The 19,426-nt window shown below is 44.3% G+C and carries 13 protein-coding genes; all 13 read right to left on the bottom strand.

The annotated features are described in order from the left end of the window. Nucleotides 1-12 precede the first annotated feature (12 nt). Nucleotides 13-2,133 (bottom strand): hypothetical protein, encoded by a 2,121-nt coding sequence (locus tag E3D81_RS06055; protein WP_134776813.1) that lies wholly within the window; start codon nucleotides 2,131-2,133, stop codon nucleotides 13-15. Nucleotides 2,134-2,181: 48 nt separating this feature from the next. Then, complete coding sequence (locus E3D81_RS06060) at nucleotides 2,182-3,066, bottom strand: phosphodiester glycosidase family protein (protein WP_134776814.1); 885 nt, start codon at nucleotides 3,064-3,066, stop codon at nucleotides 2,182-2,184. A 7-nt stretch (nucleotides 3,067-3,073) separates the two neighbouring features. Then, nucleotides 3,074-4,282: a DUF1735 domain-containing protein gene (locus E3D81_RS06065; protein WP_134776815.1), complete on the bottom strand. Its 1,209-nt coding sequence runs from the start codon at nucleotides 4,280-4,282 to the stop codon at nucleotides 3,074-3,076. A gap of 18 nt (nucleotides 4,283-4,300) precedes the next feature. After that, nucleotides 4,301-6,085 carry a RagB/SusD family nutrient uptake outer membrane protein gene (locus tag E3D81_RS06070; protein ID WP_134776816.1) on the bottom strand — a complete coding sequence of 595 codons (1,785 nt, stop codon included), beginning with the start codon at nucleotides 6,083-6,085 and terminating at the stop codon, nucleotides 4,301-4,303. Nucleotides 6,086-6,102: 17 nt separating this feature from the next. After that, the gene (locus tag E3D81_RS06075) at nucleotides 6,103-9,216 is read right to left on the bottom strand and encodes a SusC/RagA family TonB-linked outer membrane protein (RefSeq protein ID WP_134776817.1); all 3,114 of its coding nucleotides are present in this window, start codon (nucleotides 9,214-9,216) and stop codon (nucleotides 6,103-6,105) included. 142 nt (nucleotides 9,217-9,358) lie between these two features. Continuing rightward, the gene (locus E3D81_RS06080) at nucleotides 9,359-11,008 is read right to left on the bottom strand and encodes a ribulokinase (protein ID WP_134776818.1); all 1,650 of its coding nucleotides are present in this window, start codon (nucleotides 11,006-11,008) and stop codon (nucleotides 9,359-9,361) included. A gap of 6 nt (nucleotides 11,009-11,014) precedes the next feature. Beyond that, nucleotides 11,015-12,346 carry an L-fucose:H+ symporter permease gene (fucP, locus tag E3D81_RS06085; protein ID WP_134776819.1) on the bottom strand — a complete coding sequence of 444 codons (1,332 nt, stop codon included), beginning with the start codon at nucleotides 12,344-12,346 and terminating at the stop codon, nucleotides 11,015-11,017. A gap of 5 nt (nucleotides 12,347-12,351) precedes the next feature. Beyond that, the gene (locus E3D81_RS06090; protein ID WP_134776820.1) at nucleotides 12,352-14,115 is read right to left on the bottom strand and encodes an L-fucose isomerase; all 1,764 of its coding nucleotides are present in this window, start codon (nucleotides 14,113-14,115) and stop codon (nucleotides 12,352-12,354) included. Between the two features lie 5 nt (nucleotides 14,116-14,120). Further along, the gene (locus E3D81_RS06095) at nucleotides 14,121-15,371 is read right to left on the bottom strand and encodes a DUF6786 family protein (protein WP_209023113.1); all 1,251 of its coding nucleotides are present in this window, start codon (nucleotides 15,369-15,371) and stop codon (nucleotides 14,121-14,123) included. Between the two features lie 6 nt (nucleotides 15,372-15,377). Then, the gene (locus E3D81_RS06100; RefSeq protein WP_134776821.1) at nucleotides 15,378-16,544 is read right to left on the bottom strand and encodes a glycoside hydrolase family 172 protein; all 1,167 of its coding nucleotides are present in this window, start codon (nucleotides 16,542-16,544) and stop codon (nucleotides 15,378-15,380) included. A 387-nt stretch (nucleotides 16,545-16,931) separates the two neighbouring features. Continuing rightward, complete coding sequence (locus tag E3D81_RS06105) at nucleotides 16,932-17,720, bottom strand: SDR family oxidoreductase (protein WP_134776822.1); 789 nt, start codon at nucleotides 17,718-17,720, stop codon at nucleotides 16,932-16,934. A gap of 6 nt (nucleotides 17,721-17,726) precedes the next feature. Continuing rightward, the gene (locus tag E3D81_RS06110) at nucleotides 17,727-18,557 is read right to left on the bottom strand and encodes an amidohydrolase family protein (protein ID WP_134776823.1); all 831 of its coding nucleotides are present in this window, start codon (nucleotides 18,555-18,557) and stop codon (nucleotides 17,727-17,729) included. An 11-nt stretch (nucleotides 18,558-18,568) separates the two neighbouring features. Beyond that, on the bottom strand, nucleotides 18,569-19,426 hold the full coding sequence (locus tag E3D81_RS06115) for a fumarylacetoacetate hydrolase family protein (RefSeq protein WP_134776824.1): 858 nt from the start codon (nucleotides 19,424-19,426) through the stop codon (nucleotides 18,569-18,571).

Consider the following 19,426-nt stretch of genomic DNA (forward strand, 5'->3'; position numbering starts at 1 on the left):
AATAAACACTTGTTAATACTTCCGGAAGATTTGATCCCCCCAATTATCCAGTATTCGGTTATAGGCCTCCGAAGCTGCCCCATTTCCCCAGTCGTAGATGGTAAATTCCCCAATTCCAATGCCCTCAGCCGAGGTATGCCCATCATGACCATAATTTTCCATCATAAAACCATAATCCCGTTCATTCATAAAAGGCCATCTTTTTTCCCATTGCACTTTGCTAAGGGCATTTTCCGGGCAATACATCAGTACAAAAGATGCCCGTAAGGCCGCTATCCCCCGCTGCATGTAATCCTTTCTTTTCAAGGCCTTCCCATATTGAAGAATGAGCTCGGCGAATAAACTCTGTCGCGAATCATTCCATTCGGCATCCGCATTCATCACCCCAAAACCGCCAACAGCAGGAATATGGATGAATCCCGGCTGCCAAACCGCTTGCCACATCAATAGTTCATCCATCACACGCTCTCCTAATCGTAGATGAGTCTCATCCCTGCTTATCCTGTACGCCTGAAAATGGGCCTGGGCTAAATAATACATACTCAAGGTATTCTGTTTGTACATATTATTCCGAATGACCTTCCGCCCGACCAAATCCACCGATCCAAACCTACTACAGGACCAATAGGTCTCGAAATCCTCCCATTGTCCATGCGCCAAACATAATTGATCAACGGCTTTTAATGCGCGCCATGCGGCATTCTTGAACTTTTCTTCCTTCGTGATTTCAGATAGTTTCAGTAAAAAGGTCACGGACATGGCCGATTCTGGACTCTTGCTGAGGACCTGCAGGTCCTGATGCGTTTGTACATCGATCCAGGCAGGGAAAAAACCATCCTCTCGTTGGATCTTCAACAAGCCTTCCCCATAATTTCGGGCAAAGTCCAATAACCTTTCATCCTTTTCCAAATCCTGATACCACTCCAACATAAGAAAGGCCGTAAAACTCATATCGAGGACATGGAATGGCGCTTCCTTTGCCGCTTTTCCAAAAGGATTTCTATCCGAATTGCCGTAATAATAATGTTGCCAGCCTTTGGACCGCCAATAACTCTTTCCGGCTATTTCACGAGACTCCATTTCGGTAGCAATCAAACCAGGAAAAAATCCATCTTGCTGAGGAAATGCCAAAGCCAACTCTTTGGTTTTTAAGGCATACCCCTTCAAGGAATCATTATGGGTTCTCAAGGCATAACGCATCAATCCAGATGCGGAACGGAATGAGTTAAACCAGGCCTGGTTCCAGATGGATCGAAATTCCCGCTCATTGATCTCGCCCTTGTAATTGGGACTTTGGGTTACATTGACAATAAAAGTGGGGGCTCCGACCCTTTTCCCATGGAGATCAAACTCCTGCCAAACCGCATCCTTCCAATTTTTGAATGCCCAATTATAGGTATGCTGCACATAAGTATCTAAATCCGACTTTAGCAAGGCTTTGTTCTTCTCATTCGCTTTCTCCCCCCATTTTTGCCATAAGAACTGGTTCACTTTCGCAAAGGGGTTTCGGATATCCTCTTCCTCTTCGGAGATCAGGATATAAGCTGCCAATTGATTTTTCCCTTTCGGAAAATTCGTTTTCCCCAGTTTTTCATACAGCACATGATCTGTAATCTTAGATGCAGAAAAACCTAGGGAAAGTAGATTCTTCATGGCATCCATATCCATAAACCAAGGTGCTTTATCCTGATGCTGCAGCAGATCCAGATCTGGAACGATGGCCAAGAACCTATCCTCACTCGTATTGATCATGGCCGGTGAGCGAAAAACATGCTGCGGCATGATATGGTTATCCGTAGGCGTCAGATGAGGTGCCCAATGGAATAAAGGCATAAACATTGGCCTGATCTGTACCTCCCAGAAAGCCAGAGATAGATCGTTAGCACAATCCCACTCAAAAGCAATGTAATAAACCCCCTTGCCCATCTTCCGGATTTCTCCTTCTGGTTTAAACCCCTGCGGAGCAAAGTAGCTTATCGATTGGATATACGGTATAAGATCCTTCGGAATATCCATGCTGATCGAATCTTCCGCCACAAAGTGAAAACCTTTCTCTCCATAAGGAGAGGCTTGGACAATCCCTAGCAGCAAAAACATCCATATACTGGTCAGTAAATAGACTGGACTTCTCATAATTTCTGAAACTTGGTCAATTGGTTAATGTTGAAACAATTTAAGCAATTAATCCACGACAATAGCTAAACCATTGGCAACTTTTCGCGGTTCGGCATCCGAATACACATTGATCTCCCGAAAACCAGTCCCTTCCTTTTGAATCAAGGTACTGGAACCCCCACCATCCAGATTCAGCGCATGCTGAACCTTCAGGCTGAAGAACAATTCAGACATTTCCCGGAAACTCATGCCGATGGAATGTTCCGCCTTTCGGCCATCCACCACCAAGAGATAGAATTTCTCGGCATTAAAGCCCAAGGATGTACGTGGATGTCTTTCCGAATTGGCATGACTGACCATGGCATAATCGCTCATTAATTTTTCCACACCTCCAATCCCCTCCGAAATAGAATCCTTCAATTTTGTATAATTCAGGTTCCCTCCAATCAGAAACTCGCCTGTTTTCTTAACCGCAAAGAAGCTATGCCAGGTATCAAAAAACTTATCATGAATGATCTTTCCCTCCTGTACAAAAGGTCCCCAAGGGTTCCCCTTCCAGTAGAAAAAATCCCCATTTACAGCAAACTGTATCTTGGATGCGTAGGGCGATTGTGTCGCCATTTCCTTCACCGTACCTAATTCATAATCCGAGGAATCCTTGGTCAAGGAAATGGTCTTTAATTTTAGATTTGCCTTAGCGCGATCCATCGCTATTAGATGAAATGCTAGCGGCGCATCGGTTTGGTTCTGTATGTTGACCGAATATAACTTCAGTCCATCAAGAACAGCTGTTTCTTTGAATTCCACTAGGTTTTTGACATAGCTTAGCTTTTGGATCTGATCTTCCACATCTACCTGAAGATCCAATACTACCGGCGCTATATTTTCTGCTTTGTTGCAAGCTAGCTGCAACAGCAAAAAGATTCCCCATATATTATATTTAAACTTCATCTTCCAATTATTTTAAAGGGTAAAAACCATCTGTTCTAAAATCCTTATAGCGATAGATATCACCTGCTGCATCCAAACCAACGAGATCCCCTTTTAGCACCATGATTTTCTGGTACATATCAAACCCTTCACCGATCAATCGCCTATTGGAAGGCACAGCCAATTCCGACATGCTATAAGCCCACAGTTTCCCATTACTTTCCAAGGCCAATAATTCATCCTTAAAGGCCATCAGTTGTTTGTAACCCTTGAAGCCAGTAGCCACTTCTGTTTTTGCTGCAGAAACATTGCTCAAGACAGGTTGTCTATTCATGATTCCATTGGCATCTACGGTCAACAGGTAATTCTTGAATGGGACCAAAGTCCATTTATTCCAAAAATCGCCCAACCAGAAAGGATTGGCTTGTGCCATGGTATAATCCGCATTGATCCTGAAACTAAATAATCCTGCCCAATAAGGATGATTTCTAAAAACAATGGATTGATCGTCTATCAAATACCAGGATTCCGAAGCATCCCAGAATACCCCGACCACTTTAGGCGGATCGCTGAAGACTCCTGCCTGATCTGGAACATAGGACATGATATCGTGGTTATTCTTTTTAAGCAATAGACTACCGCGTGAACCTGGACCAATAAACAATCCCCAATTGGCGCCCAAACTCAATACCTTATCCCTTGGTACCTCTCCACGTGGATAACTCACCTGAATAACATAATAAATCGTTTGGAATTTTTGGTTGGTAGCAATTCCAGAAGACTGCGATTGGATCGTGATGGGCAACAAATAAGATTTGAACAATTGCAGGTTCGCATCCGGTTTGATCTGAACCTGTAATTTATTGCTCATCCTTTGGCCAGCTGTAATCAATAAATTACTGCCTGTCAATTGGTAATTGGAAGCGGGGAGCAATTCATAATTAGTACCATTAGCCCTGTTGAAAGAATCCAGCAAGGAGGCATCTGCCGCCGCCGTGATTTGGATATCCTGCCCAGCATCCTTTGGCCCACCTAAATACACATTGAAATCGAGGTCTATAGGCTCACCACTAGGGCTAACAGCCTGTTGAACCACTCCTCTTTCCGCTTTCGGAATGTACAATTTTCCATAAAGCGCATCTTCTTCTGCTGTTGTTTCGTAAATGATCACCTTGCTACAGGAAAACATCATTACGATCAAAAGCAATCCGAGTATATAATTTATCTTACTTTTCATAATAATATCATTTATAGCTTACCAGCCTACGTTCTGCACCATATATGGATTCTTTTCGATCTCCCCGATCTGAATTGGCCATAGATAATGTTTTGGTGAGGTAAATACCCTTCTTTCGATCACCGTTCTTTTATAATAAGCAGGATCTTTTAGGTGGGTACCGGCCATGATGTTCATGCCGTAGATGGGTCCAGAATCATACGATCTGGCAATTTTCCAACGTCTCACATCAAAATAACGTTGCGCCTCAAAGGCCATCTCTACCCTTCTTTCCTGTTGTATCCGTTCGCGCATGCTTTCCTTACTCAATCCGGCAGGAAGATCAGGCATGCCCGAACGTGTCCGGATTAGGTTGAGGTATTTGTACACATCGGCTACAGGACCTTGGGATTCATTCAATGCTTCGGCATAATTCAGATAGATTTCAGCCAGACGGATTTCCACCCAGGTATTCAATCCAAATTGATTCTGAGGGATGTTACTGGTATGGTTCACCATTTTGCGCATCAGATAGCCCGAAATACAATAGTCTGAACCTGCCTTTTCACGTCCATCCTTACCCGTGAACCAAAACTGAACCTCCGCATTTTTCCAACGCGAACCGGCAAAGGTTATGGAAGCATAAAAACGTGGATCACGATTGATGTACATATTGCTAACTCCTGCGGGGTAATAATCCTTAGGATGTTTTGCTGCTACAAATCCATCTTCGCGATAACCGGATTGGGGGTTGATAATAGGCGAACCATCTGAATTGTAACCGCTGATCGGTTTCTCGCCATTGTTCATTTCATAGGCATCCACTAAGCCTTGGGTTGGACAATAAATGGAATATCCACCATAGGAGGTGGGATTAGCACAACGTTCAAAATGCTGTTTGACACCATTGTTCCGAGCCAATAAAACTTCCCTATTATTTCTTATCGTAAATACCTTTTGGTAGTTATCCATCGGGTCATTCGTTGGAGAATAATATAAGCCATAACCATTCTGTTCAGCTCCATCGATACAGGCTTTTGCTGCTGCAGCTGCCTGTGCCCATCGGTTGGCATCGTAATCCGGAAACAAACGGGTTCCATCATCGTTCTTCAAATTCCGATAATCGGGATTCCCATTGAATAAAGGACTCGCCATATACAGCAATACCCTTGATTTAAGGCCCATTGCTGCAGCTTTGGTGATCCGTCCATAATCTATGGGTTCCACATTCCAATCCAAAATGGCGATCGCTTTATCGCATTCCGCCGCAATAAATTCGGCAACCTTATCCACTGGATTTCTTCTGATCTTACTAAAATCCTCATCCAATTTGATGGTGCGATCCACGATAGGAACAGCGCCATACATTTTCATAATATTAAAATGGTAGTAGGCCCTTAAAAATATAGCCTCTCCTTTCCAAACTTCTTTATCCCGTTCATCCATCGGAACTCGATCTATATTTTCCAGGAAGATGTTGGTCTTCCGGATACCTTCATACATAAAACCCCATACATCGGGATGAAAATCGGCAGGGCTCCAAGCCCCGGAATTCAGCAGATGCGAATAGGCTCCTGTCCAGGTGATCTCCATTTCATCGCTGGCACCGGTAAATGGGTTTCTTTCCTCCCAACGGGAAATCTCCAGCATGGGCGGCATATTATGGTATACGGAAGAGAGGAAGCCTTCTGCAAACTGCCTTTCGGAAAACACCTTATCGATATCGAGGTTTTCATCCGGCTGTTTTTCCAGGAAATCACGCTCGCAGGATAGTAAGCAGGCTCCAGCTATCAGTATTTTGAAGATTAAATTTCTTTTTTTCATGACTAGTTCATTTAGGTTTAAAAAGTCAATTGTGCACCAAAATTCACGATCCTTTGCAGCGGATATCCCGGAGTACCATAATTTGCTTCCGGATCGATGATCTTGATCTTATCCCAAGTAATCAGGTTCGTTCCATTAGAGAATACCCGGATCCCATTCAAACCGATTCTCTTCAAGGACTCGGGCGCAAAAGAATAGGCAATCTCTGCACTCTTCAACCGAATGAAACTGGCATCTTGAAGGAAATGTGTGGATGTCTGGTTATTGTTCAGGTTATCCATGCTCGATACCCTAGGGTATTTGCCGTTGGGATTTTCTGTGGTCCAACGATTATCATAATATTCCTGTAGGATATTGTAGGTACCTAAACCCATCTGGAAGGGATACATGGAAGGGCCATCGATAAAAATGGAGGTTTTGGAAGTCCCTTGAAAAAAGAGGCTTAACTCCGCTCCTTTATAGGCCACCGTAAAGTTAGCTCCATAAATAAATTGTGGAGTCCTTGGGTATCCTATCGCAACACGATCGAAGATATCAATCACACCGTCGCCATTTACATCCATGTATTTAATATCCCCAGGCTGCACATTTTCGATGAACGTTTGTCTAGGGCTATTATCGATTTCATCCTGTGTTTGGAAAATTCCCATGGAGATGTATCCAAATGGCTGATCAATTAAATGCCCGATGGGATTTTGGTAAGGGTATAGGTAATTCGGAAGATCATCCTTGACCCGGATACTTTTTGCATAGGTCATGGTTCCCCTGAAATTATAGTAGAACCCTGCCTGGGTCGTATGCTTCACCTCCAATAATCCATCAATACCGTAGTTCTTGGCCTTTCCTAAATTCGCATAAGGAATTACCCAAGGATAATAACCAGCCACTCGTGGGATCACCCCACGCTGCAATAGGATATCCTGCCTATTTTCCCGGAAACCATCTACCTGAAGGTTTATTTTTCCATTAAACAACTGGAGATCCAAGCCTAGGTTGGCTTTATTCGCAACTTCCCAGGTTACATTTTCATTTCCGATCTGATCTTCATTATAGCCGGCCAACCAGGTCTGTTGTTCGCCAAAAGGATAATCCTGTCCACCACGAATAATGTTGGTCAGGAATAAGAATCGACGACCACCAATCTGATCGTTTCCGACCTGTCCATAAGACCCACGGATCTTCAGGTGGTTGATGACTTCACTGTTCCAGAAAGGTTCATTGCTGAGCACCCAACCTGCGGCTACGGACGGGAAAAATCCATAACGCTTTCCTTTCGGAAAGTTCTCCGATCCATTATACCCTGCATTCAGCTCCAAGAGATAACGCATCTTGTAATCATAGGTCAAACGTCCGGCAAAACCTCTACGGCGAAATGGAAGGTTCGCCAAACTGGTCCCTGCCGTTAGGTGTACATAATCCCGTTGGTTGTATAGGAACATGGCCGTTACATTATGCGCCTCTTGAAAGGAACGGTTATAGTTCAGACTGGCTTCAGAGTAATATGCCCTATTCGAGGAACTACCTGATCCATAACCCATAGCACCTTCTTCACGAATATCCGGGTTTCGGTATAATTCTTCCCCATTGGTGCCTAATCCCAGATATTGTCGGATTCTATACGGCTTGAAACGATCGTTCCATCCTTGGTAATAATGGTCATAGGAAAATAGTCCGCGCAGGGACAAGCCTTGAGTCAGTAGTTTGGAAAGATCCCATTTACCACCAAATGTTCCCTGCAGGGTATTTCTATCCTGTGTACTATAACCCGACCGCACCACCAATCCATAAGGATTTTCTTGGAGATAGGAAGTCTGTCCGCCGGCGATCGACCCATCCGGATTGGTGATCGGGAAGTTGATCGGGCTGGTTATTTTCAAGGCCCTGAAAATATCCGGCGCGGATCTTCCTGGGTAATTACCCCGTTGGATGATTCCCCCAAGCCCCAGTTGCAAAGCAATGGATTCTGATAACTTGATATCCACATTGGATCTAAAATTATAGCGCTGCATCTGGGCATTATTGTTCCAGAAATTATCCGGATCCTGTTTGTAGATACCGTTCTGTACGGTGTATCCCACATTGGTATAATATTGGATGATTTCACTACCACCGGTAACCGCTAAGTTATTGATGGTCTGGAAGGTATTTTCTTTTAAGATGGTATTTACCCAATCTACATTAGGGTATAGATAGGGGTTTCTACCATCGGCAAATGCCTCCAGTTCCAATTGCGAATAGATCGGATTCTTCCCTTCATTCAATTGGGCTTCATTGATCAACCCGGCATATTGTGGACCATCGATGTATTTCGGTAGGCGTTGAGCAGTAAGCAGGGCATTCTCCGTACGGAATACCACCGAAGGTTTTCCTAATTTCCCTCTTTTTGTGGTGATCAGGATAACTCCATTTGCTCCACGGACACCATAGACCGCTGTTGCGGAAGCATCCTTTAAAATGGAGAAACTTTCAATTTCTTGGGTATTGATATTGTTGAGGTCACGTTCTACCCCATCAACCAAAATCAGTGGCGAACGGTTTTCCCAGGTTCCAAAACCTCGGATGAAGATGGCGGCACCATCATACCCCGGTTCTCCGGAGCTCTGTCGGGTAACAATACCTGGCATACTGCCCGCTAAAGAATTCGATAAGGAGGGTGTGGATATCCGTTGGATATTCTGAACGGGAACTTCCGAAATAGCACCAGTAACCGTGATTTTCTTCTGTGTTCCAAACCCAACGACCACCACCTCGTTCACCTGCTGTTCCTTTAGATTGGGTTCCATCTTGATGGTGATGGTTCTACGGCTTCCTACGGTTATTTCCTGACTGGTATAACTCAGGTAGGAGACCATCAGCTGTTCTGTTTCAGCTGTAATTTCGAGGATAAACTTGCCTTCATTATCTGTTTTTGTCCCACGATTTGTGCCTTTGACCAGCACACTAGCACCAACTAAGGGTTCACCTTTCTCATTGGTAACCAGTCCATTCAAAACCCAAGATTGCTGCTGGTAATTGGTGGAGATCGAAGCGATATGTTTTCCGAACGAAAAACAATTTCCACTATTACTTAAAAGAATCGAGAAAAGGAGAAAAACACGCAACTGAAAAGACAAGCGAGATCTTTTTTCCATATATTAGAAATTGGTTATTAATAATCGATAGGCAAGATTGTCCAGACCGAACCTATCTTTTATTTAATGATTAATAAATTGATAATTTTCATCAGCCATATGAGAGCCTAGCTGTCATATGGTTTTTTTTGTTTTAAACTGTTTATATAGGTCTATTTCTGTTGTATAGTTCATTTCCAATCTGTTGATAGCGTTGATACCTATCTTCGTAAATTGTTTTTAAGGATTCATCGGGTAGAAATGTTTTCTCAAATCCCAATCCCATCTTCTCCATGGCTTCTTGAAGATTCTGATGGATCCCGGCAAGGGTAGCCGCTAACATGCAGGCCCCTAAGGCGCAGGTTTCCAACGATTGATGCACCTGAATGGGCCTTTGCAATACATTGGCCAAGGTCTGCATCACATAGCTGGATTTTTTGGCTATACCGCCAATGGCGGTCACCGAATTTATTTCTACTCCCTGTTTTTCCATATCATCCACTATGGCGCGCGATCCGAAACAGGTGGCTTCCACCAAACTCTGGAACAAACTCACCGCATCCGAACCTAAATGTAGATCTACCATAGCCCCTTTGGCATGTGGATCCACGTAAGGTGTTCTTCGCCCATTGAACCAATCCAGCGAAATGGGATTATGAAGTTCTACCGGTCGGCTTTCGGCCTTTTCAGCCAATCGCTGTAATATCTGATCTTTCCATGTTTCTGCAATGTTTTCATCCAGATCCAATTCGTTGACCGAAAATAGGAGCAAGTCTCTGTACCAGCTGAACACATCTCCAAAAGCAGATTGCCCAGCTTCCAGCCCTACAAGTCCCGGAACGATCGATCCTTCTACCTGTCCACAGATCCCTTTGACCAATTTCCCATCCAATTCTTCCTGGGAAATCACCAACATATCGCAAGTGGAAGTTCCCATCACTTTACAGAGCACGCCCGGCTGAATTTCAGCACCGATAGCACCTACATGGGCATCAATGGCGCCTACTCCCACCTTCACAGAGCTGGATAAACCCAATTTATCAGCCCATTCCTTGGAAAGTTGGCCAGCAATTTCATCCGCAGAATATAAATCCTTCGGTAAGCTTTGGTAAATCCGGGTTAATGCTGGGTCTATATGTTCGAAAAATGCCAAGGGCGGAAATCCTCCAAAGGCCTTTGCCCATAAGCCTTTATGCCCTGCCGCACATACATTTCGTTTCATGCGGTTGGCATCTTGGGTCCCGGTCAAAAAATAGGGAAGCCAATCGCTCTGTTCCACCCATGAAAAACAGGCTTCTGCCACTTCCCTATCCTGACGTAAAACGTGCAATAATTTTGACCAGAACCATTCTGCCGAATACATTCCGCCAACATGGCTTAAATAATCTTTTTCAAATAACTTCGCTTTCTCATTGATTTCCATAGCCTCCGAAATGGCCGAATGGTCCTTCCATAAGAAAAACATGGCGTTTGGATTTTCCGCGAATTCCGGATGTAGGGCTAAGGGTATTCCTTTTTCATCTACAGCCACAGGACTTGAGCCCGTCGCATCAATAGAAATCGCCAATACAGCGTCTTTTACCGCTTGTGGCTGTCCCCCCAAACATCCCATCAGACAGGCTTCCAAAGATTCGATATAATCCAATGGATGCTGGCGAAACTGATGTTTGTTCGGTTGACAATATTTTCCTTCCCGCCATCGCTTAAACAAGGAAACATGAGCACCTATCTCCTTTCCAGTCTCCGCTTCTACCAGAATGGCACGAACCGAATCGGTCCCGAAATCTACGCCTATAACATACCCCTTCTCCATAGCTTTTTAATGTGTTGGGTTCGACATGTCTAACTTTCCTTCTATCTTCCTAACTCCCCAGATAGCAAATGCAGCAATGACCACATAGCACAGCACCGGAATGATAAAACCCCTCGCCATGGTACTATGATCTGCGATCAGCCCCATGATGGGTGGACAAAATGCCCCTCCGGCAACCGCCATGACCAAAAAGGAGGAACCTTTTTTGGTTAAAGTCCCCAAATTGGAGATCCCCAAAGCAAATATGGTCGGGAACATAATGGACATGAAAAAGTAGGTGCTGAACAAAGCAATTACCGAAAGCCAGCCCAGGTTCATAAATACCAATATGTTAAGGATGATATTGACTACCGCATAAATGGCAAGCAATCGTTGTGGTGCTACAAATTTCATCAGATAAGATCCAGTTAATCGACCAATCCAGAAGGCACCCATTCCCCCTATTGCGAGGATCAGGGAAGCTGCCTGTTCGTTGTTCTTGGGCATAAAAAATTCCCCAAAGTAACCCAGATGTTCCATAATTCCGGCTATTGGCGTTCGTAGATCGTGGATCGCATCAATCACATAATTGATAAAAAAGGAATTTGTTCCCGTTTGTGCTGCCACGTAAAGGAATTGCGCGATGACTGCAAAAATAAAAACCGGATGTTTGAGAAGTCGACGCATCGGCGGGTTCTCCTCCATTTCGCCGCCCTCTTTTTTCTCTTTTATTTCGGGCAGCTTGATGACCAGAAAGACCAAAGCGACGACCACCACAATACAACCTATGGCCAAATATGGGGTTACCAGAGAGTCAAATTTATCATGTTCCCCTTCTGCTTCAGTGCCAAAGATCATTAAACCACCAATGAGCGGGCCTAAGATCCATCCCAATCCATTAAATGATTGGGAAATATTGATCCTTCTGGCGGCACCTTCCTTCGAGCCCAGAACAATGGAATAGGGATTAGCGGCTGTTTCCAAAAACGCCAAACCACAGGCAATAACAAATAAGGCGGTTAAAAAAGGGATAAAGGCTGCTAATTTTGCTGCTGGATAGAACATAAAAGCTCCTAGTGCAAATAATACCAGCCCAAAGATTATCCCCTTTTGGTATCCATAGCGTTTGATGAATAATCCCGCAGGGATGGCCATGGCTAAATAACCGATGTAAAGGGAAAACTGTACAAAACCCGACTGTGCCTTAGACACATGAAGCAGGTCTTGGAAATGTTTATCCAATACATCCAAAAATCCATGGGCAAAACCCCATAGCAGGAACAAACTGCATATGAACAGGAAAGGTATAAGTAGTCGATTACCCTGATCGTCTGTAAATAATTTCTTTTTAGTTTCCATGTTGCTTAACGGTATAATGGTCCAAAGGCTTGGCAAGCGCGGTAATCGGATCCTTCTGAATCCATTCCATATGCTGCCCAGGTAGCTGGTCTAAATATTTTATCTTCCGCAACATTGTGCATACAAACCGGAATACGGAGAATGGATGCCATGGTAATCAGGTCTGCACCGATATGTCCATAGCTGATGGCGCCATGATTGGATCCCCAATTGGCCATCACAGAATATACGTCACGGAAAGCCCCTTGCCCCATGGTACGAGGGACAAACCAGGTGGTAGGCCAAGTTTTATCTGTCCTATCGTTTAATAATTGATGTACTTCATCTGGAAGGTCTATGGTCCACCCTTCGGCCAGTTGTAAGCTTGGGCCTAAACCTTTGATCAGGTTAACCCGGCACATGGTCACCGGCATACCGCCTTTGCTTAAAAAGTTGGAGGAATAACCACCACCGCGGAAGTAATCCCGATTTGCAGGATACCAGGTTGTGGCATCCAGGCAATCTTGCACCTCTTGCTGCGAGATTTCCCAATAGGGTTTAATGGCTGCTTGCCCATCTTTTGACTGACGTCCAGAACCATCCAAGGTAGCTGCACCTGAATTGATCAGGTGGATAAAGCCATCTTTTGCTCTTCCTTCCGGTTGCCATCCGCTTACCCGCTCGACGGCAGTTGGGCTCCAGTAGGTCCTTACATCAGCAAAAATCTGGGCGGTATTGGTGAGTAGATGATTAAAGGCCATGGAAACTCCATTCAAGGAATCGTTCTCCGTAGCGACCATATACGGTGCGCGGATACCGTTCCAATCGAAGGAAGAGGTCAGCATGGCTTCCGAGAAATCGCCATTCGGCAGGAAGTCTGTCCATTGCCGTTGACCTTGGAAACCGGAAATATATGCATGATGCCCCATCGCCTCCTCGGCATGGCCCATTTCCGCCAATTTTGGATTCCCTTGCATGAGGTCTCGGATGATCATGGTCATTTTGACCACAAACTCCCAGTCCTCATCCTTTTCCTGGCGGCTTTTTACCTTATGTGTTTGATTGAAATCCTCGCCTTCTTGGCAATGTTCCTTGGTCCAAGCAATGGCTCTTTCAAATTCTTGTTCATCGTATATTCCCAGTTGTATCCTGCGGAGAACTTCCGTCGAATCCACATATTCATTGCGCATTCCCAGGTATTCCTGAAAGAATTCCGCATTGACGATGGAACCGACAATCCCCATTGATACCGAACCAATGGAAAGGTAACTTTTGCCTCTTAAAAAGGCTACAGCAAGCCCGGCTTTGGCAAATGCCAATAATTTTTCTCTCACATCATCGGGGATGCTTGTATCCCCAAGGTCTTGTACATCATGTCCATAAATACTGAAAACAGGCAGGCCTTTCTGGTTATGTGCCGCAACGGTTGCAGCCAGATATACCGCACCTGGACGTTCTGTGCCATTAAAGCCCCAAATCGCTTTGGGACGTAAAGGGTCCATGTCCATTGTTTCGGAGCCATAACACCAGCATGGGGTTACAGAAAGTGAAACGCCGACCTGTTCCCTATCGAATTTCTCCTGGCAATCCGCTGCTTCTTTCACCCCACCGATACAAGTATCAGCGATGACGCAGGATACGCGTGTCCCGTCTAAATACTTTAATTCTTGTTCAAATAACTGTGCGACGGCTTTCGCCATATTCATGGTTGTTTCCTCCAAAGACTCCCTGATTCCTCCCCAGCGACCATCAATGATTGGACGGATTCCGATTTTAGGATAATTGTTCATATGTATTAATTTTTGAAGGCTGTACGGATATCGTTGATTTCTATCTGGAATAAACTTTTGATCAATTGATTGATCTCCTTTTTGTCACCCATAAAGTGGTAAACGGCATGCTGATGCGTGAGGCTTTCGTTCGGCTTTAAAAATGCTGCAGGAGAAACACTTTCGATCTCATAGAATGGTCCCATCTGACCGCCATCTGCTAATGGCCCATCGTTGTAGGCATTGACAGCATCGCCCACAAATGGATCTTTTTTGGTAGTCCATTCCTGGTTTAAGTAGGTTTTTGAAGGATCTAAACTGTATTTGGTAATGGTCAACACGCCACTTTCCAGGTCGTAACTTCCGGCAATCTGCTTAGCGCGCTGTGCCGTAAGTCCTAATTTACCACGGGATTTTCCATCCGCCTTAAAGAACAATACCCCTTGTTTATAGACGATTCTGTCGGTTGGAATCTCCCCAAAATAATCGGTCGTAGCAACCTTTCCGCTGGCGTTTTCCTGATAAGGAATGAGGATCACCGTTGAATCAGACGGGTTGAACATATCCAGGTTCCAAAGGCAGGGAGCTCCGGTTTCTTTTGTCCAAGCGGCTGAGCCTACATTGCTAATGGTATTTTGGGTAGTAAAAGCAACCGATTTCAAACCTGGGCTCAAACTGATGCCTAATTCCTTTTCAACCTCGGCATTTTCCAATATCCGCACCTTGCGTTGCAGCTTGATATCCAAAGGCGTACCTTTATAATTAGTTATCACACTGCGTTTCTCCATGTTGACTTCTTTGCTGTCTGCTGCGACCAGATCCCAGGCTTCGGTATCAATCGCAGCTGGAGTCTTCCAATTTTCGAAAACCATCTCCGTATCCTTTTTGAAATACAGAGAAAATGGTCCTCCTTCAGGGCCCAACCATAAGCGGTCTTCGCCACCATAGGCATTCATATGCGGATCTATTTCGGCATCGAAAGCCTTATAATTGACCCAACCAAAACTTTTCCCCTCCGCCCCATTGGCTGTGGAAGTAAAAACTTTTGCTTGATATTTCGCGGAAACAATGATTTGTCCCAATCCACTTTCGTTCTGCAACAAGATGACGGAATCATACTTATTCAAGAAATCCAGATCATAGCCAAAGCTTCCTTTTTCATAGCTTACTTTCATACTGTCTTGCTGATTTTCGGTCGTTTTTCCTGTTTTTTGTTGGCAAGCTGCCACCAACACGGTTATTCCGAAGAGAATACCAATTGCTATCGGATGTCTCATGCTCTTTTAATTTACTTCTAGATCATTTTTTACTGGAAGATTCGGGAATTTCTGATGGGGTTCGGACTGGTACCAGAAGGCCACGGATATCATATCTGATTTTTGTGGCAGATACCTTCCTTCAGAACGCCAGCCCAGATCTTGGATGGTGACCTTCAGATCACCTTCAAAACGAACGGGATCCATGATATGCCAGCGATACATCCCGAACCGTTGTTGTGATTCATATAGCCCATCCGGACGGATGACCTGATGTAATCCGGCATAAGCTGTGGAGTATTCCTGATATTGACGGGTAGCCTTATTCTCAAAATTATAGGACCCGCAGAAATAATCCTCCAATCCGGTACCTACGATAGTGGCATAATCCTTATCGCCATCCATAAAGAATTTGATCTCGCCTTCTCCCCACCAGCCTATGTTGTTCACACCGACTCCCAAATAGGTTCCAACGTACTGTCCTTTCCCTTTGATACCATCAATGATGGTATGCAGGGCTCCAGTAGTCGGGTTAGAACGACGATACTGTGCATGAAAATAACCTTCATTAGCATCCACTTCTGTCAAAGCATAATCGATCTGATAATACAGGTTCATCGGATCGGCACTGATATTCTCCATGGTAATCTTACAACTTTTGCGGAAAGGCATCTTCCAATAGGAATTGAAGGCGCTTCCCGGATTTACGGTCATGGCCAATGAATTTAAGGGAGCAAAACGGTTCCAGGCCATTCCAAAAAAAGGTCCTACCGGAGACTCTACCGATGGCGTGCTTTCGCCGTCCCAATAGATCCGGAATATGGTATGGTTCCAATTCCCTGTCGGAGTCATCCAGATATGTTGGATAACACCTGATTCGTTGATCTCTGCCATGGTGAAGGTTTCTCCAGGTTTAATGGTGATAAAGGGATTAACCTTCCAGCCCACCCCTAATTCCCGGGAAGCATGGTGTGCATTGGCCACATTTGGCTGACCAGCATGTTTTGTGGGATCTGCCATCCCCCCTTTTCCTTTCTCTCCGGTAAAGTTCTCCGGACTGATGGAACGGGTCTTGGCATCAGATAAACGGGACAAGGTGCCGAGGTTCATATCCACCCCATTAAATTTCTGCTCCTTCTGACCATAAACGAGTCCAGTGAATAATAAGGAGGCAATCAAAAGTTTAATTTTCATATCTTATTGATTAGTTGATTTTCGGTAACTGGTTATTTTTCTTTTCAATTTAAACCTTTTTTGTTTTGCTAATATGTTTTTGCAAAAATTAAAACAACAAATTCTGTTTAAACGTTTAAGCGATTAGCTAACAAATAGGGGATCAGCAGCTTACAATTAAAATAAAATTTCGGTATTGATCAGTTTATAATTCATACAAGTATAATGCTTAATCGATTAAAAGAAAAATATTTTTTTATCATTTTTCAATAATTTCTTGAAAAAATAAGTTCTAAGCACCTAGGAATAAGATTTTAAAGCACAAAAAAAATCCATAAGATCGTTTTCTTATGGATTTTGCAACAAAGGATTTTTAGTTCCTGTGTTAAATGCTTCGAATGTAAGCTGTTATTCCTTGATCAATGCCCTGTCCAGATGCACATAGCCCCCATCCACATGAATCAATTGTCCGGTGGTATGGCTAGACCTGTTGGACAACAGAAATATCGCCATATCCGCAATTTCCTCCACTGTCGTCATTCTGTTCTGAAAGGGGATCCGATCGGTAATCTTTTCCAACGTTTCTTCTGGGTTATCCAATGTCTGAATCCAACTTTCGTATTGCGGGGTCATGCTTTCTGCTACCACAATCGCGTTTACTCGGATTTCATCTTTCAGCAATTCTACCGCCCACTCCCGGGTCAGTGCATTCCTACCTCCGTTGGACGCTGCATAACCAGAGGTCCCTCCTTGTCCCGTCTCAGCGGTCTTGGAGCTGATGTTCAGGATACTTCCTTTGGAGGCCTTCAAAGCAAGAAGGCTATACTGTGCCATCAAAAAATAGTGGATCAGACTATTGTGCAGGGATTGCACAAAATCTTCATAAGTTCCGGTCGCCAAGCTGACGCCATCGTTTAATCCAGCATTATTAACCAAACCATCTATCCTTCCAAAAACTTCCATGACCTTATCCACAGCAGCTCTACACTCTTCTGGCCTACCCAGTTCAGCCTGAACGGCCAAAGCCTTTCCGCCCAAGGCCTCAACTTCTGCTTTAACCGCCTCGTTATCTTTATCTTTTCTGCCTACAATCACTGGAATCGCGCCTTCCTTGGCCAATGCCATCACAATCCCTTTCCCTATTCCTTTCGCTCCTCCGGTAACTATGACTACTTTATCTTTTAATTCTAAATCCATATGCAATTAGGTTAAACCATAGAATTTTACGGCATTATCTCCCCAGAAACCAGCCAATTCCTCTGGGCTAAAATCAGTTAATTTGTCGGACACGATATGGATGGTATCCTTGAAAGATCCCGCCAATAAACATACTGGCCAATCTGATCCAAAAACCAGCCTATCTTTGCCAAAACATTGAATCACATGGGCAATATACTGGGTAAAATGATCCAGTTTCCAATGTTTCCAATCGGCCTCCGTCCCCAGTCCTGATACTTTACAATGTACATTCGGATGGGCCGCCAATTTTTCAATGAACGCTGCCCAATCGCTGAACTCCTGGCTTTTGATCGGAGGTTTGGCGATATGATCCAGCATAAATGCTTGTTTTGGATTGGCTGCTACACATTTCAGGGTACTTTCATAATGCCAAGGCTTGATCAAGAGGTCATAGGTATAACCATATTGAGTCAATGCGGCAATCCCCCTCAGAAAAGCATCCTTATGTAGGTAATCCGGATCGGATTCGCCTTCCACAATATGTCTGAACCCTTTAACCTTCGGAAACTGCTTAAAATGGTTCAACTGCTCTTCAACCTGCTCCGATTGCAGATCTACCCAACCTACAATTCCCTTGATCAATGCATAAACCTGGGAAAGCTCCAATAAAAACTCCGTCTCCCGGAGGCTTTGATCCGCTTGGACCGCCACAACACCGTCAAAACCATTGTTTTTTAAGGTCTGACCAATATCGTTCGGAAGGAAATTCCGTTGGATGACTTCCATCTCTGAAGTAATCCAGGCATCCTTTACCGGCTCATATAACCAAAAATGTTGGTGTGCATCAATCCTCATACCTATCCATTTTATTTTCTTTCATAGGCAACCACCGTTTGGCGTTGCACTCCTAAATAATCTGCTCCCAGTTCCATCACATCCCCAGGTTTCAGGTAGATCGCTGGATTGAACCCAAGGCCAACCCCTGCAGGTGTACCTGTTGAGATCACATCCCCAGGTAATAAGGTCATAAACTGCGAAACATAAGAAACCAAAGCCGGCACCTTAAAGATCAGGTTCGATGTATTTCCATTCTGGTACACCTTGTCATTTACTTTTAACCAAAGTGCCACCTTATTGATATCCGGAATCTCATCCGCTGTGGTCATGAATGGACCCATCGGCGCAAAAGTATCACAACCTTTACCCTTATCCCAGGTTCCCCCTCTTTCCAACTGGTATTCCCTTTCGGAAACATCATTGTGCAACACATAACCTGCCACATAATCCAAGGCTTCACTTTCTTCCACGTAACTTGCCTTTTTACCGATCACGATACAGAATTCCACTTCCCAATCGGTTTTAACAGAGTTTCTAGGGATCATCACCTCATCATTCGGGCCGATCAATGCCGTGGTGGATTTCATAAAGATGATAGGTTCTTCCGGAATCTTAGCCCCGGTTTCCTCAGCATGGTCTCTATAATTCAAGCCAATGCATACAATTTTCGATGGTCTAGCAAATGGAGCCCCCAGACGTACATCCGCAGGCAACTCAATCAACTCTCCTTCATTGGCCTTCACAAACTCTTCCAATCGTGCCAAACCATTCTCTGCGAAAAAGGATTCATCATAATCCCCTCCAAATGCAGAAACATCATAATTCTTACCCCCGATATGTACACCTATCTGCTCTTTTCCAGCCTCACCGTATTTTATTAGTCTCAT

Origin of the sequence: Sphingobacterium sp. CZ-2 (genome assembly GCF_004526235.1) — a bacterium.
In the GTDB taxonomy this organism is placed as follows: Bacteria; Bacteroidota; Bacteroidia; order Sphingobacteriales; family Sphingobacteriaceae; genus Sphingobacterium; species Sphingobacterium tenebrionis.

Excerpts from the sequence above, each read along its gene's own strand:
- E3D81_RS06055 (WP_134776813.1), bottom strand. The coding sequence starts at position 2,133 with ATGAGAAGTCCAGTCTATTTACTGACCAGTATATGGATGTTTTTGCTG.
- E3D81_RS06060 (WP_134776814.1), bottom strand. The coding sequence starts at position 3,066 with ATGAAGTTTAAATATAATATATGGGGAATCTTTTTGCTGTTGCAGCTA.
- E3D81_RS06065 (WP_134776815.1), bottom strand. The coding sequence starts at position 4,282 with ATGAAAAGTAAGATAAATTATATACTCGGATTGCTTTTGATCGTAATG.
- E3D81_RS06070 (WP_134776816.1), bottom strand. The coding sequence starts at position 6,085 with ATGAAAAAAAGAAATTTAATCTTCAAAATACTGATAGCTGGAGCCTGC.
- E3D81_RS06075 (WP_134776817.1), bottom strand. The coding sequence starts at position 9,216 with ATGGAAAAAAGATCTCGCTTGTCTTTTCAGTTGCGTGTTTTTCTCCTT.
- E3D81_RS06080 (WP_134776818.1), bottom strand. The coding sequence starts at position 11,008 with ATGGAGAAGGGGTATGTTATAGGCGTAGATTTCGGGACCGATTCGGTT.
- fucP (WP_134776819.1), bottom strand. The coding sequence starts at position 12,346 with ATGGAAACTAAAAAGAAATTATTTACAGACGATCAGGGTAATCGACTA.
- E3D81_RS06090 (WP_134776820.1), bottom strand. The coding sequence starts at position 14,115 with ATGAACAATTATCCTAAAATCGGAATCCGTCCAATCATTGATGGTCGC.
- E3D81_RS06095 (WP_209023113.1), bottom strand. The coding sequence starts at position 15,371 with ATGAGACATCCGATAGCAATTGGTATTCTCTTCGGAATAACCGTGTTG.
- E3D81_RS06100 (WP_134776821.1), bottom strand. The coding sequence starts at position 16,544 with ATGAAAATTAAACTTTTGATTGCCTCCTTATTATTCACTGGACTCGTT.
- E3D81_RS06105 (WP_134776822.1), bottom strand. The coding sequence starts at position 17,720 with ATGGATTTAGAATTAAAAGATAAAGTAGTCATAGTTACCGGAGGAGCG.
- E3D81_RS06110 (WP_134776823.1), bottom strand. The coding sequence starts at position 18,557 with ATGAGGATTGATGCACACCAACATTTTTGGTTATATGAGCCGGTAAAG.
- E3D81_RS06115 (WP_134776824.1), bottom strand. The coding sequence starts at position 19,426 with ATGAGACTAATAAAATACGGTGAGGCTGGAAAAGAGCAGATAGGTGTA.